Raw genomic sequence first — 14,625 nt, 5'->3', positions numbered from 1 at the left:
GGTGGCCATATGATGGCACCCGGCTCAGGGGAGGGTCGCCGGTCTCCGGCGCGCCGACCAGCATGACGACACGGGGAGGCAGCCGCTTGTGGCCACCAACGACGACGCCGTGAGCACCGGGCCGGAGATCCCCGCTCGCCGTTCCCGCTGGCGCGGCGGTCTGGTCACCGTCGGCACGGTGGGCGCGCTGCTGGCCGCGATGGGACTCACCGTCCTCGGGCTGGGCGCCGCCGACAACGCGGTGGCCAACTACGACGCCAGCAGTTGGCTGTGGAGCGCGGCGCGCAGCGAGATGGCCCGGGTCAACGGCATCACCGCGCGGGTGGACACCCGGGTGGAGGTCCCGGACGCCCGCCGGCATCCGATGCAGGTCATCCAGACCGACCGGCTGTTGGTCCTGCGTGACCTGAACACGGGACAGGTCAACTCGCTGGACCTGGCCACCCTCCAGATCACCGCCACCACCCGGACCACCCCCGGCCTGGGCGTCAACGTCGCACTGCACGAGGACGCCGCGTTCGTGGTGGACGCCGTGCAGGGCATCGTCCGGCAGCTCGACCCGCGTTCACTGGCCCCGGTGGGTGAGCCGGTGCGCTATCCCCCGGGCATCACCGGCGGGGCGTTCGACGGGGAGGGCCGGCTCTGGATCGCCGTCCCGGCCGAGGGCACCGTCTCGGCGGTCACGGCGGCGGAGCTGCCGTCCGAGCCGGGCTCGGCCGCGCCGGCCGACGCCGGCGTCAGCCCGAAGAAGGTCGAGACGTACGAGATCGCCGAGCCCAGCCACGAGTTGATCGTCTCCACGCTGGACGACGGGGTGGCGGTGCTCGACCGCACGTCGGGCGAGCTGGTGCGGGTGCAGCGCGGCGAGGTCAGCCGGACGCCGCCGCTGACGATCGCCGGGCCGGGTGCCCTGCCCGCGCGGACCAGCGGTCCGAAGGTGCCGGTGACCGTCCCCGGTGACCGGACGGTGCATGTGGTCGGCGCCGGCGGCGAGGAACGCGCGTTCACCGTGCCGGGCCGGGGCGACGGGCTCAGCCCGGCCGTGGCCTGGGCCGACCGCTACTACTGCGCCGACGAGACCACCGGCACCGTGTACTCCTTCGACGCCAACGGCCAGCTCGTCGACACGATCGGCGGCAAGGGCTCGACGGGCCCGCTTGAGCTGGAGGTGCGGGAGAACCGCCTGTTCATCAACGCGCCGGACTCGTCGACCGCCCGAGTGGTGGACGACAAGCACCAGGTGCGCGAGGTCGACAAGTACGCCAACGACGTGCTCGGCGGCGACCCGCCGCCGGTGCCCCCGCCACCGCCCCCGCCGAAGAAGCCGAAGGTGGGCAAGCCGAGCGCGCCGCGCAGCGTCACCGCGTCGGCCGGCAACGCGCAGGCCCGGGTGAGCTGGCGGCCGGCCGCCGCGAACGGCGCGGAGATCATCCGGTACGTGGTGGAGGGCGCCGGCCAGCGCCGGGAGGTGGGGGCCAACCAGCGGTCGGTGGAGATCACCGGCCTGACCAACGGCGAGACGTACCGGTTCTCGGTGCACGCGGTGAACGCCAAGGGCGACGGCCCGGCCCGGACCAGCAACCCGGTCATCCCGACCGCGGCCGTGCCGGACCCGCCGGCCAGCGTCACGGCCGAGGCCCGGCCGGACGGCACGGTGCTGGTCAAGTGGCCGGCCGCCAACGGCCAGGGCAACACCATCGCGAAGTACGCGGTGACGGCGGCCTCGGCCGGCGCGAACGCCCCGGCGGGCGAGTCGGCGAAGACGGAGCTGGTGGTGCCGGCCGGCGAGCTGGAGTACGGCACGCAGTACGCGTTCACCGTCGTCGCGGTCAACGACCGGGGCGCCGGGTCGACGGCGTCCCCGGTGAGCAACAGCGTGGTGCCGTTCGCGGCGCCCGGCCAGCCGGTCGGCCTGCGGGCGTCGACGGTGGCGGACCAGCCGGGCACCGTCGCGGTGCAGTGGTCCCCGGCGCCGGCCAACGGCCGGCCGGTGACGAAGTACCTGGTGGACGTGGGCGGCCGGGCCAGCGAGGTGACCGACACCCAGGCCACCGTGAACGGCCTGGGCGACGGGCAGAACGTCACCGTGAAGGTGAAGGCCGTCAACGAGGCCGGCCCGGGCCCGGAGGCCACCGCCACCGCGCGTACGGTCGCCGAGCCCCGGATCACCGTCACCGGCTCGTCGGCGACGGCCACGGCGGTCACGGTCACCTTCACCGTGGACGCCGGGGGCGGGAAGGCGAACTGCACGGTCAGCGTCCCGGGCGAGGCGCCGGTGCAGGCGAGGAACTGCGCCAGCGCGACCGTGTCCGGCCTGACGCCGGGCACGAGGTACACGGCCACGGTGACGGCGAGCAACGCCGCCGGCAAGGGCACCGCGACCCGGGCCCAGGACACCGACCCGCTGTACGGCATCGCGACCTGCAACAACGGTCCCGACGGCGACCAGCGGACGTACTGCGACAAGGAGATCGACGGCCGCAACGGCAACGAGGTCTTCCGGGTGACCCGGCAGGACAACGACCAGCAGGCCGGCTGGGCCAAGCCGGGCCGGCGGCTGAAGGCGTACTGCCGCAAGCAGGGCGAGAACGTCGACTCCTGGATCTACAACAACCAGAAGCAGAGCACCTGGTGGGTGCAGGTCGAGTTCGACGGGAAGAACTACATTCCGTGGGCCTGGCTCAACCTCGAGGGCGGGGACAACATCAACGTCCTGCCCACCTGCTGACCGCGCCACCAGGCAAGGAGCACCACCGTGAACACCAACGAACCGCTCACCCAGCCGGAGGTGCAGGGCTTCGCCGCCCTCGCCGCCCGGCTGGCGGAGAACGTCAACTCGGTGGTGCTGGGCAAGCCGCAGGTGGTCCGGCTCGCGCTGACGGCCTTGTTCGCGCAGGGGCACGTGCTGCTGGAGGACGTGCCGGGGGTCGGCAAGACCACCCTGGCCCGGGCGATCGCCGCCACCGTCAAGGGGCGGTGGCGGCGCATCCAGTTCACCCCGGACCTGCTGCCCTCGGACGTGTCCGGGGTGACCATCTTCAACCAGGCCACCCGGGGCTTCGAGTTCCACCCGGGGCCGGTGTTCGCCAACATCGTCATCGCCGACGAGATCAACCGGGCGTCGCCGAAGACCCAGTCGGCGCTGCTGGAGGTCATGGAGGAGCGCACGGTCACCGTGGACGGGGTCCGGCACCCGGTGCCGCAGCCGTTCCTGGTGGTGGCGACGCAGAACCCGGTGGAGATGGACGGCACGTACCGGCTGCCGGAGGCGCAGCTCGACCGGTTCCTGGTGAAGCTCTCCGTCGGCTATCCCGACGAGGCGGTCGAGGTGGAGGTGCTGCGCGGGGCGACGGTCCGCTCCCCCGAGGCGCTGTCGGCGATCGCCGACACCGACACCGTCGGGGAGATGGTGCAGATGGCCCGGCGGGTGCACATCGCCGAGCCGCTGTACGCGTACGCGGTCCGGCTGGCCGCCGCGACCCGCAGCCACCCGCAGGTGCGGGTGGGGGTGAGCCCCCGGGGGGTGATCGCGCTGACCCGGGCGGCGTGCGCGTACGCGCTGATCGACGGGCGGGGCTGGATCATGCCGGAGGACCTCAAGGCGCTGGTCGAGCCGGTGTTCGCGCACCGGCTGCTGCTCAGTTCGGACGCGCAGGTGCGCGGGGTGACCCCCGCCGAGGTGCTGCGTCAGGCGGTCGCCTCGGTGCCGGTGCCGCTGCCGTCGGGGCAGGTCGCCCCGGCCCGGGTTCAGGGCTGAGGCGGGCCGTACGGACGTGGGGATCACCGCCCGGGGCGCCGGGCTGCTCGTGGCCGCCGTGGCGCTGCTGGTCGCCGGGTTCCGGTTCGCGTACCCGGAGTTGACGCTGCTCGGTGCGGCGGCGGCGGTCGCGGTGGGGTACGCCCTGCTGGTGGCGCTGTGGCGGCCCCGGCTGGAGGTGACCCGGCATGCGGACCCGGACCGGGTGTCCCGGGGCGAGCCGGCGCGGATGGTGCTGACGGTGCGCAACGCGGGGCGGCTGCGGGCGGTGAACCTGCTGGCCGAGGACCGCTGCGGCGAGCGGACGGTGCCGGTGCCGGTGCTGCGGCTGCGCCCCGGCCGGGACACCACGATCAGCTACGACGTGCCGACCGACCGGCGGGGCGTGGTGCCGGTCGGGCCGCTGCGGGTGACCCGGCGCGACCCGCTGGGGCTGGTGGCGCTGGCCCGCCCGTACTCGGGCACGGTGCCCGTGTGGGTGCACCCGCGCATCCACCCGCTGGTGGCGGTGCCGAGGGGGGCTGGTCGCAGCCTCGACGGCCGGCTGGACGGGGTGCCGCACGGGTCGATCACGTTCGACTCGTTGCGGGAGTACGTGGTCGGCGACGAGTTGCGCCGGGTGCACTGGCGCACCAGCGCCCGGGTCGGCGAGCTGATGGTGCGGGAGAACGTGGACACCAGCCTGCCCCGGATCGTGGTGCTGCTGGACGACCGGGCCGCCGCCCACCCCGACCCGGAGTCGTTCGAGTCGGCCTGCGAGGCGGCGGCGTCGGTGGTCGCGGCGGCGCTGCGCGCCGACCTGCCGGTGGCGCTGCTGCTGGTGGCCCCGGAGCAGTCCACCGGCGAGGGACAGTCGGCGTCGGCCGGGAACCGGTGGGTCTCCCGGGTCGTGGGCCGGCTGCGGGCCCGTCCCGCCGCGCCGCCGGCCACCACGGTGGCGAGCCGGGCGGCCGGGGCCGCGACCCCGCCGCTGGACCGGCTCGCCGCGGTCCGGCTGGACCCGGGGGACGCCGGTGCGGCGCTGGGCGCGGCGACGGCCCGGCTGCGTCAGCAGCGCCTCGGTGACACGCTGGTCTTCCTCACCGGGCCGGGCGGCCGGGGTGACCTGGGACACCTCGGCGCGCTGCGCGGGGCGTACCCGTCGGTGGTGGTGGGGGTGTTCGGGGCGGCTGAGCCGACGCCGGCCGGCGCGACCGGGATGGTGGTCGTCGACGCGGCCGACGGGGCCGCGTTCGCGGCCGAGTGGGACGGGGTCCGCCGGTGGTGAGGGCGCTTCGGGCGGTGCCGCTGCCGCTCGCGCTGATCGCGATGGTCGCGCTGACCGGGGTGGTGCTGGGCCGGGTGTACGCCGGGGGCCTGCTGCCCCGGCTGGTGATCGGCGCGGCGGTGGGCTCGGTGCTGGTCAGCGTGGCCGCCCGGCGGCTGCCGTCCTGGCTGGTCGCCCCGCTGTCGGTGGCCGGCCTGGCCGGGTTCACGGCGTGGTCGTTGCGGCTGTCCGCCGACGCGGCCGGGCTGTCGGGCTCGCTGGCCGACGTGACGGCGGACGCGGCGCGCAACGGCATCCCCCGGCTGTTGACCGCGATGATCCCGGTCGAGCCGACCCCGGACACGGTGCTGGTGCCGTTGGTCGCGGCGTGGCTGGCCGGGCTGGCCGGCGCGGAGGTGGCGCTGCGGGCCGGCCGGGTGCTGCTGGGCTGTCTCCCACCGGCGCTGCTCTACGCCGGCGCGCTGTACGTGGTCGGGCCGAACGCGGACCCGGCGATCTGGCCGACGGTGGCGTTCGCGGCGGTCGCCGCGGTCGGGCTGGCCGCGCCGTCCCGGGGGCCGGGTCCGTCGGGCCCGGACCCGACCGCCGGCCTGGCCCCGGGGGTACGGGCGGCGGTGCGGGTACGTCTCGCCGCCACCACCGCCGCCGGGCTGGTCGTGGTGGTGGGACTGGCCGCCCTGCTCGGCCCGGTGGTGGCGGGCCGGGTCGACGACCGGCCGGTGGACCCGCGCCGGTACGTGGAGCCGCCGCAGGTGGAGTCCCTGGACGAGAACCCGCTGATCCGCATCTCCGGCTGGGCGTTGAACCCGCAGCAGAAGCTGCTGGACGTGACGACGCGCCGCCCCGGCGCGCCGGCCGACGCCCCGGACCCGGTGCCGACCCCGGCGGGGTCGACCGGGCCGGGCAGCGGCGACGGGGGCCGGTCGGTGCGGATCCGGCTCGCGGTGCTCAGCGACTACGACGGGGTGACGTGGCGGGTCGGGGCGACGTACCGCAACGCCGGGCGGATCCTGCCGGCAACCGAGCCCGCCCCCGGGGCCACGGTGGAGACGGTCCGGCAGGAGATCACCGTGGCGGACCTGAGCGGGCGGTTACTGCCCGCGGTGGCCACCCCGCGCGAGGTCAGCGGCGCCCGGGTGGCGTACGACCCGCAGACCGGGACGCTGATCCGGCCGGAGGGGCTGACGCCGGGGCTGCGGTACACGGTCACCTCGGCGGCGGAGCGGCCGGACGACAACCTCCTCGGCATGGCGGACGTGCCGGCCGGGGACGAGGTGGCCCGGGTGCTGCGGGTGGCCGACGGGGTGCCTGACCCGGTACGTCGGCTCGCCGCTCAGCTCGCCGAGGACAACGGCGCCCCGTACGCGCGGGCGGCGGCGATCGAGCAGTTCCTCGCCGAGCACTACCGGATGGTGGCGGACGCGCCGAGCGGGCACGCGTACCCGAATTTGGGCTTCTTCCTCTTCGGACCGCGCAACGCGGGCGGCCAGCGGGGCACCTCCGAGCAGTTCGCGGCGGCGTTCGCCCTGCTGGGCCGGTTGACCGGGCTGCCGACCCGGGTGGTGGTGGGCTTCCGTGCCTCCGGCGACGGGCCGGTCCGGGCCGGCGACGCGTACGCCTGGCCGGAGGTGCTCTTCTCCGGCCTCGGCTGGGTGCCGTTCGACCCGCTGCCCCGTCCGGACGACGAGCCGCGCCCAGTGGAGGAGGACTTCCGCCCCACGCCGGAGGATCCGCCCCCGTCGGAGGTGCCGGAGCCGACGGTCGGGCCGACCGCGACGCCGGAGCCGGTGGCCGGGCCGGGCGGGCCGGCCGAGGCAGGTGGGCCGTCGACGGCGCTGCTGGTGGGCGTCGGGGCGGGCGGCACGTTGTTGCTGGTCGTGGCCGGGCTGCTCACGCTCCTGCTGATGCGCCGCGCGCGGACCCGGGCGCGGCTGGAGCGGGGCGACCCCGGCCAGCGGATCGCCGGCGCCTGGCGGGAGGTCACCGACGCGCTGCGGCTGGCCGGCCGGCCGGTGGGCGGCGACCTCTCCGCCTCCGAGGTCGCCGCCCATGCCGGCCGGGCCGTCGCCGACGCCGGTCCCCCGTCCATCCCGGCCGCCGGTGCCGCCCCCGCCTTCGTCCCGGCCGCCGGGCCACGGAAAACCGGGACAGCCCCCGGGGATCTCGGCGCGCGGCTGGAGGAGTTGGCCGGTCTGCTCAACCGGACGGCCTTCGCCCCGGGCACGGCCACCGCCGAGCAGGCCACCCGGGCCGCCGCGACCGCCACCGACTACGTGGCCGCGCTGCGCGCCGGCCGTCCCTGGTGGGGCCGCCTCCTCTGGTCGGTCCGACCCGGTCCCCTGCGTTGGCCCCGCTGAGCGCTCGATGCCCAGCGCCGGGATCGGGCCGGTGCAGAAATCCGGCCAGTCCCACCCCCCTTCCCGGACGGGGTCGGAACCCAGAGCCTCGGCAAGGTCGTGAGGGTCTCCGGCTCGGCAGGCCCCAGGGGATACGCGCGCTACCGACATCGTCGGCCCCTGTCGGGTCGCCCTTCGCCCGGTCGACCCCGTCGGCGAGCCGGTCGAGGGTGGTGTGCGCGGCCGGTCCACCCTCCGTCGGGTCGGTCCACCCTCCGTCGTCCCTTTGGAGCTGCCCCGTTTGTGCTACCGATGGAGCGGGCGCGCAAACGGGGCAGCTCCAAAGGGACCGACAGACAGGTCCCCGACCGGATGCGGGAGGCAAACGTCCGGCCACCACCGGACTGCCCGATGCACGGGGCGGCATGGGGTGCCGTTGGTGCTCGGCGCTGCGGCGCTCGCGGTCAGCAGTTGCTCGTATGCGGGGAGTGTGAACGCCCCGTCAGGGATTAGTCACCACAGCGGCGTGCCGGTGATGTTCCACGTAGCGGCACCCTTGCCATCGTTGTTGATGTCGTAGGTGACCTTCGCGTCGGCTGACCAGTAGCCCTGCCAGCTGTAGCCAATCCACGGCATCCAGCAGACCTCACTGGGCAGGTTGGCTGGCCGCGGTCCGTTGACGTAAGCCTTCAGGTCACAGGTCCACCGAGAAATCACGTGGTCCGCGCTGGTTTTGGTGTCCCGCCGTTCGATGGTTACTTCGATGGTGTAGGCGTCGAACCGGACACCGGGCACGGGAGGGACGATGTCCTCGAAGTCCCAATAGGTCAATGACCTAGCGTCGGCCTTGCCGTCATCGAACGACCGGAAGCAAAGCATCACGTGGTGGATCACGTCCGGTTTACCCGGCAGAGCAAACGTCTTGCTCTGCACATGTTCGTTGCAACGCTGGCCGTTGTCAGCGGCTGCGGGCGCCGCTGGAACCAGTGACGCGACCACGACCGTCAGGCTGGCGGCCAGCGCGGCCAAGATCTTTCTCGTCAGTCTCTTGCGCACATCAGCTCCTCGTGTTCGCGTTGGGGTCGATCGGCACAGGCCGGGTATCGGCAGGACCAGCCCCGGCCTGATCACGATGGCGCCGGGCCAGTGGGTTCCCGCCGGAACCGGTCGGTCCTGGACACCGGCGCAGGGCGGGGTGGCCCGGTACGAAGACACTAATTCCCGTATCGACGGGCCGCGTCATCTCGGTGACTGACCCTCTTCCGCAACCACAGCGGCAACCGCCCAGGGTGCCTACCACTGTGGTTGCAGGCGTCTGCTCCACCGGACGGCCTTCGCCCCGGGCACGCACCGCGGAGCAGAAGCCCGGGCAGCGACTTGCCGACCGCTGCCACACCAGCTGACTACGATCAATCAATGCCACACCGCGAGGGCCCCCGACGGCGGTCGTCTGAGGTGCCCGCGACGGTCGTCGACGCCGCCGTCGCCATCGGGATCGTCGTGGTCACGTCGTGGATGGGCCGCGACTACCAGCTGCCCGGGTTCCGCGAGTTCGACGACACGGCCGTGGCGATGACCTGCCTGGCCAACTTTCCGCTCGCAGCGCGCCGCCGTGCCCCGATGACCGTCCTGCTGACCTGCTGCGCGGCGGGGGCCTGGTTCCTCAGCCTCGGCTACGTGCCCAGCCTGAACCTGTTCGGGCCGCTGCTCGCGATGTATACCGTGGCGGCGACGCACCGCACCCGCACGGCCATGCCCGGGGCCGCCGCCACGGCCGCCGTGATCTTCTACAGCGGGGTGGTGATCGACGTATACACCCCGTGGACGGCGCTCGCCCAGGCGATGGTGGCAACCCTGATCGCCTGGCTGTTCGGGGCCGGGTCCAGGCGGTTGGCCGACCGCAACAGGCGGCTGCTCGCCCTCGCCGAGGAACTGCGCCAGGAGCGGGAGGCCCGGGCCCGCAGCGCGGTCGTGGCGGAGCGGATACGTATCGCCCGCGAGCTGCACGACGTGGTCGCCCACCACATGTCGGTGATCTCGGTGCAGGCCGGCCTGGCCCGGTACGTGCTCTCCACCGATCCGGCGACGGTGGGCACGGCGTTGGACACCATCGCCGGCAGCAGCCACGAGGCGTTGGAGGAGATGCGTCGGATGCTCGCCCTGCTCCGGGTTCCCGACACCGATCCGCGCGGCGGAACCGGCGCCCACGATCCCGCACCGGGGCTGGGCCGGCTCGACGAGTTGGTCGAGCGGGTCAGGGCCGCCGGCATTCAGGTCAGCGTGGCGGTTGCCGGGTCACCCCGCCCGCTGCCGCCGGGGGCCGACCTCTGCGCCTACCGGGTGGTGCAGGAGTCGTTGACGAACGTCCTCAAACACGCGCCCGGCGCCCGGGCGGACGTGACGCTCGACTACGGCCGGCCGGGACAACTGACCATCCGGATCACCGACGACGGGCCGGGCGCCGCCGCCGGGCAGGTGGGCGGCCACGGTCTCGTCGGCATGGACGAGCGGGCCCGGCTCTACGGCGGAAGCGTGCACGCCGGCACCGCCCCGCAGGGGGGCTTCGCCGTCACCCTCACCCTGCCCGTCGGAGCCATCCCGGTCGACGGCCACGAGACGGTGCACGGCGACCCGCGGTCGCCGGCCCCGATCGGATCGAGCTAACCGGCCTGGTCGCCCCGGCCCGGTCGGACCAGCCCCGACTCGTACGCGAAGACCACCGCTTGCGCCCGGCTGGCCAGGTCGAGCTTGGCCATGGTCCGGTTCAGGTGGGTCTTGACGGTCGCCTCGGCGATGACCAGCCGCTCGGCGATCTCCGCGTTGGACAGGCCCGCGCCGACCAGTCGCAGCACCTCCCGCTCCCGTCCGGTGAGGACGTCGAGCGCCGGCAGCGCGTGGGGCGGCGACGCGGCGGAGCCGGCGAAGGCCTCGACGAGCCGGTGGGCGACGCGGGGCGTGAAGAGCATGTCCCCGCGCGCCACGGTCGTGACGGCGGCGAGCAGGCGTTCCGGTGGGGTGTCCTTGAGCAGGAAGCCGGTGGCCCCGGCCCGGAGCGCGTCGTAGACGTCCTCGTCGGTGTCGAACGTGGTCAGCACGAGGACCCGGGGCGGGTCGTCACCGGCTGCGGCGATGATCTCGCGGGTGGCCTCGACGCCTCCGACGCCGGGCATGCGGAGGTCCATCAGGATCACCTGGGGTCGGGTGGCGGCAGCCAGGGCCATCGCCTCGCGGCCGTCCGCGGCCTCGCCCACCACGCGGATTCCCGGTGCCGCCCGGAGCAGGGCGGCCAGGCCGGCGCGGATCAGCACCTGGTCGTCGACGACGAGGACCTCGACCGGCGCACTGCTGCGGGACATGAGCCTCCTGCCCTTCCGGTTCGACGCCGAAGATCGGCAGGCCTGAGCGTACGGTTACCGGCCCCGCCGGGGTCGAGCCGGCTGACCCGCCCACCATGGCCTGCCGCCGGAGCCGCGACGGGGCTAGGAACGGAGGCGGCGGACGAGCTTGCGCAGGCCGGACTGCCAGCCGTCCGGGTCCTCCGCCCGGCGTCGGGCGTAGGCGGCGACCTCGGGGTGCGGGAGGATGAGGAAGCGCTCCTCGGCGAGGCCGGCGACCACCGTGTCGGCGACCTGGTCGGCGGTGAGCACGGCGCCGGACGCGGCGATGACCCGGGCGCCCAGGTGGCCGGCGGCCAACCCGTCGGCGAGCATCGGGGTGTCCACCCCCTGCGGGCACAGCGCGCTGATCCGGACGCCCTGGTCCCGGTAGGTGATGGAGAGCCACTCGGCGAAGCCGACGGCGGCGTGCTTGGTCGTGGCGTACGGGGCGTCGCCGACGGAGGTCAGCACGCCCGCCGCCGAGCAGGTGTGCAGCAGGTAGCCGCCGCCCCGGGCCAGCATCGCCGGCAGCACCGCGCGGGCGGCGTAGACGTGGGAGAGCACGTTCACCCGCCAGGCCCGGTCCCAGCCGGCGTCGTCGACCTCCATCCCGCCGCCGGAGGTGACGCCCGCGTTCGCGCAGAACAGGTCGATCCGCCCGTACCGCCGCTCGGTGTCGGCGACCAGCGCGCGGACCTGCTCCTCGTCGGTGACGTCGAGCTGCACGGCATGGGCGACCGGGCCGACGCCCTCGGCGGCGGCGCGGGCCCCGGCGGCGTCGAGGTCGGCCACCACCACGGCCGCCGCGCCCTCGGCGGCGAACCGGCGGGCCAGGGCGGAGCCGATGCCGCCGGCCCCGCCGGTGACCACCACGATCCGGTCGGTCAGGTTCACCGCGACTCACCCCCGCCCAGGCGCGCGAAGAGGTCCCCCAGCGCCGCCGCGCCGCCGCCGGCCAGCTCGGGGGTGGGCAGCAGGGCCAGCACCGGCACGTCCACCCCGGCGTCGGCGTAGCGGCGTACCTGGTCGCGGCAGCGCTCGGGCGAGCCGTGCAGCACCAGCGCGTCGACCACCTCGTCGGGCACGGCGGCGCCAGCGCCGCGCCGGTCCCCCGCCGCCCAGGCCCGCCACATCGGCCCGAGCGTCTCCGCCCGGCCCAGCCAGCGGTGGAACTCCGCGTACGCGGGCACGGTGAGGTAGCTGGTGATCAGCCGGCGGCCGAGGGCGCGGGCGTGCGTGGCGTCCTCGGTGGGGCAGACGAAGATCCTGGCCACCACCTCGAAGCCGGCCCGCCGCTCCCCCAGCGCGCCGAGGGCGGTCGGCACGTCGGCGGCGGCGAGCCAGTTGAGGATCACCCCGTCGGCCTCGGCGCCGGCCAGCCGCAGCATTCCCGGACGCAGGGCGGCCAGCAGCAGCGGCGGCGGCACGGCCGGCGGCCGTTCCAGGGTGAACCGGCGCACCGCGAAGGTGTCGTACGCGCCGTCGACGGTCCGCCCGGCCAGGGCTGCCCGCAGGAAGCGCAGCATGTCCCGGGTGCGCTTGAACGGCTCGTCGAAGGGCACGGCGTTCCAGTCCCGCACCAGCACCGGCGAGGACGCGCCGAGGCCCAGGGCGAACCGGCCGGGGGCGGCCTCGGCGAGCGCGGCGGCGTGCATCGCGAGCAGGCCCGGCCCCCGGGTGAACACCGGGGCGATGGCGGTGCCGAGGCGCAGCTCGGGCTGCCAGGCGGCGGCGAGCGTCAACGGGGTGAACGCGTCGGCCCCGGCGACCTCGGACGACCAGAGGTCGGTGAAGCCCGCCCGGTGCAGGGCCGCGTAGACAGCCGCATGGTCGGCCAGCGGGATGCCGCTCAGCGGCACGGTCATACCCCATCGGTTCGTCACCGGCCGATCCTCCCGCTGGCCGGGCTGCCCGGCAAGGTCGGGCCGTCGGGCCGCCGTGCCGATCGGCCGGGTGTCCGGGAGCGGGCGGCCGACGCGCTGGTACCGGACGCCGCGGCGAAGGTCGGCGCGCTGGTGGAAGTCAGCCGCCAAAGGCGAGCCAGCGCAGCCCGGCTCCCTCGGCCGCGGCCCGATCCCGGTCGGTGAGCGGGGCCCGACCGGTGGCCTTACGGACCAGCGTCAGCCGGTCCCAGCCGAACTCCGCCGGGACGTCCCGGCCGCCGGTCAGCAGCGCCGCGACGACCTCGGCTGCGGCCGGCGTCAGCCACGGCGCGCGGCCCAGGGCGGCGGCCAGGTCCAGGCCGTGCACGCCGACCTCCACCACCCGGGTGACCAGGAACTCGGACAGGGCCATGGCGTCGCCGTGCCGGGTGCGGACCACCTGGTCGACCGGCTGGCGGCCCACTGCGGCGTCGGCCGCCCGCCAGGCCCGGCCGAATTCGGCCGCCACCGCCGCCGGGTCGGGCAGTTCGCGGGCCTCCCGGCGGGCGCTGTCGATCCGCGCCCGGTCGACTTCGGGGGCGAACTTCGCCGCGCCGAAGTACCCGGCCGCGTCCACCTCGGCCCGGCCGGGCGCCGGCGCGGCGAGCATGCCGGCAAGGCGGCCGGCGCCGGTGGAGACGTGGGCGATCAGTTCCCGTACCCGCCAGGGCGGGCAGCCGGTGGGCCGATCCAGGTCGGCGGGGCCGAGGCCGCGCAGGACCCCGCCCAGCGTGACGCACTCGTCGTGGAACGCCGCCCGTACCGCTCGCATGGGCCTCCCCGTCCGGTAGGTGACGGCTCCAGTTTCGCAACCCCGCTGGTCAGTTGCGGCCGGTTGCCGGGCCCGGGGCATCGAGGGTCTCGCCCTCGACCAGTTCGCAGGGAAGCAGCCGTTGGTGGTCGCTGATCCGGCCGTGCAGGATGTCGTCGAGCACCTCGATGGCCTGCCAGCCCATGTCCTCGCGGGGGATGCGGAAGCCGGTGAAGTCGAGGTCGGTCTCGGCCTGTTCGGTGGGATCGCCAAGCGCCAACAGGGACAGGTCACCGGGCACGGACAGGCCCCGGGCCCGCGCCGCCTCGGCCATCGCCACCGCCTCGACCAGTTCCTCGCAGAAGACGGCGGTGACCCTGGCCGAGCACAGTGCGTCGAGCAGTTCCGCCCGGGTGCGTCCGCCGACCGGTTCGTGCCGACCGTCGACTCCGGTCTCCCGGACCGCGGCGGTGAAGCCGGCCAGCCGGTCGATGGCGGACTCGGGGCCGTCACCAGCGCCGACGTACGCCATCACCCGGTGCCCGAGGTCGACGGCGCGGTGGACGAGGGCGGCGGTGGCCTGGGCGTAGTCCGCACCGACATGGGGCACCGGACCGCCCTTACCGGAGGGTAGATAGGCGTCGTCGCGTCGACCGACAGACACGAAGGGCATGTCCTCGGCGACCATCCGGGCCAGCTCGTCGCGGGGAATCTCCCGACCGAGCAGTACGCACCCGTCGGCGAGCCGGATGCGGTTGTTGTCGTGGAAGATCCGCCGGCTGCCGCCACTCACGGGGGCGCTCGTGAACAGCAACAGGTCGCACCCGATGCTCTCCGCGCACGCCTCGATGCCGGACAGGAACGGGTGGTAGAAGTTCCCGCTGGTGCTCGGGAACACCGACTCGTAGGTGAACACGCCCAGGATCTGGTTGTGCTGCTGGAGCAGCCGCCGGGCGAGCGGGTCGGCGACGTATCCCGTCTCGCGAATGACCCGCAGCACTCGTTCCCGGGTCTCCGGGGCGATCCGCCAGGCCGCATCACAACGGTTGTTGAGCACAAGGGACACCGTCGTCTGGCTCACCCCGGCCATCCGGGCGATCTCATTCTGCGTCAGCCTGCCCCGCCCTGCGGACACGGACACCGGCCACCTTTCGAGGTAGTAGGTATTGCCGACCGTTGTTGCGGAGAATGTTGCCCGGCCCGCGAAACCAGTGT

General features: G+C 74.7%; 11 protein-coding genes. 5 read left to right on the top strand and 6 right to left on the bottom strand.

The genetic code is table 11. From position 1 onward, the window contains the following. Positions 1-88 precede the first annotated feature (88 nt). The 4 genes from OG559_RS22345 to OG559_RS22330 are packed head-to-tail and all read left to right on the top strand — an operon-like array spanning position 89 to position 7,381. Positions 89-2,728: a fibronectin type III domain-containing protein gene (locus OG559_RS22345; protein ID WP_405106607.1), complete on the top strand. Its 2,640-nt coding sequence runs from the start codon at positions 89-91 to the stop codon at positions 2,726-2,728. Positions 2,729-2,755: 27 nt separating this feature from the next. Beyond that, positions 2,756-3,757, top strand: coding sequence for an AAA family ATPase (locus OG559_RS22340; RefSeq protein WP_405106605.1), 1,002 nt, complete (start codon positions 2,756-2,758; stop codon positions 3,755-3,757). Positions 3,758-3,773: 16 nt separating this feature from the next. Then, positions 3,774-5,024, top strand: a complete 1,251-nt coding sequence (locus tag OG559_RS22335) for a DUF58 domain-containing protein (protein WP_405106603.1) — start codon at positions 3,774-3,776, stop codon at positions 5,022-5,024. A 41-nt stretch (positions 5,025-5,065) separates the two neighbouring features. Then, positions 5,066-7,381, top strand: a complete 2,316-nt coding sequence (locus tag OG559_RS22330) for a transglutaminaseTgpA domain-containing protein (protein ID WP_405116884.1) — start codon at positions 5,066-5,068, stop codon at positions 7,379-7,381. Positions 7,382-7,873: 492 nt separating this feature from the next. On the opposite strand, the gene OG559_RS22325 is transcribed toward OG559_RS22330, so the two are convergent. Then, on the bottom strand, positions 7,874-8,416 hold the full coding sequence (locus tag OG559_RS22325) for a hypothetical protein (protein ID WP_405106601.1): 543 nt from the start codon (positions 8,414-8,416) through the stop codon (positions 7,874-7,876). A 360-nt stretch (positions 8,417-8,776) separates the two neighbouring features. Here OG559_RS22325 and OG559_RS22320 point away from each other — a divergent pair, with 360 nt between their 5' ends. Then, entirely contained in the window at positions 8,777-10,024 is a 1,248-nt protein-coding gene (locus tag OG559_RS22320) for a sensor histidine kinase (RefSeq protein WP_405106599.1), read from the top strand. On the opposite strand, the gene OG559_RS22315 is transcribed toward OG559_RS22320, so the two are convergent. From OG559_RS22315 to OG559_RS22295, 5 genes are all read right to left on the bottom strand, one after another. Continuing rightward, positions 10,021-10,716: a response regulator gene (locus OG559_RS22315; RefSeq protein ID WP_405106597.1), complete on the bottom strand. Its 696-nt coding sequence runs from the start codon at positions 10,714-10,716 to the stop codon at positions 10,021-10,023. The two genes, OG559_RS22320 and OG559_RS22315, sit on opposite strands and share 4 nt — an antisense overlap. A gap of 123 nt (positions 10,717-10,839) precedes the next feature. Beyond that, a complete protein-coding gene (locus OG559_RS22310; protein WP_405106595.1) occupies positions 10,840-11,631 on the bottom strand; it encodes an SDR family oxidoreductase in 792 nt (263 codons plus the stop codon). Continuing rightward, positions 11,628-12,602 carry an LLM class F420-dependent oxidoreductase gene (locus OG559_RS22305; protein WP_405116881.1) on the bottom strand — a complete coding sequence of 325 codons (975 nt, stop codon included), beginning with the start codon at positions 12,600-12,602 and terminating at the stop codon, positions 11,628-11,630. The genes OG559_RS22310 and OG559_RS22305 overlap by 4 nt, the downstream gene beginning before the upstream one ends. A gap of 157 nt (positions 12,603-12,759) precedes the next feature. Then, positions 12,760-13,431, bottom strand: a complete 672-nt coding sequence (locus tag OG559_RS22300; protein ID WP_405106593.1) for a maleylpyruvate isomerase N-terminal domain-containing protein — start codon at positions 13,429-13,431, stop codon at positions 12,760-12,762. 49 nt (positions 13,432-13,480) lie between these two features. Then, the gene (locus OG559_RS22295; RefSeq protein ID WP_405106591.1) at positions 13,481-14,551 is read right to left on the bottom strand and encodes a LacI family DNA-binding transcriptional regulator; all 1,071 of its coding nucleotides are present in this window, start codon (positions 14,549-14,551) and stop codon (positions 13,481-13,483) included. Positions 14,552-14,625: the final 74 nt, after the last annotated feature.

Origin of the sequence: Micromonospora sp. NBC_01405, from assembly GCF_045040155.1 — a bacterium.
Classification (GTDB): domain Bacteria; phylum Actinomycetota; class Actinomycetes; order Mycobacteriales; family Micromonosporaceae; genus Micromonospora.
The sequence above is the reverse complement of the archived record's forward strand: the minus strand, read 5'-3'. Positions and strand labels throughout refer to the sequence as shown.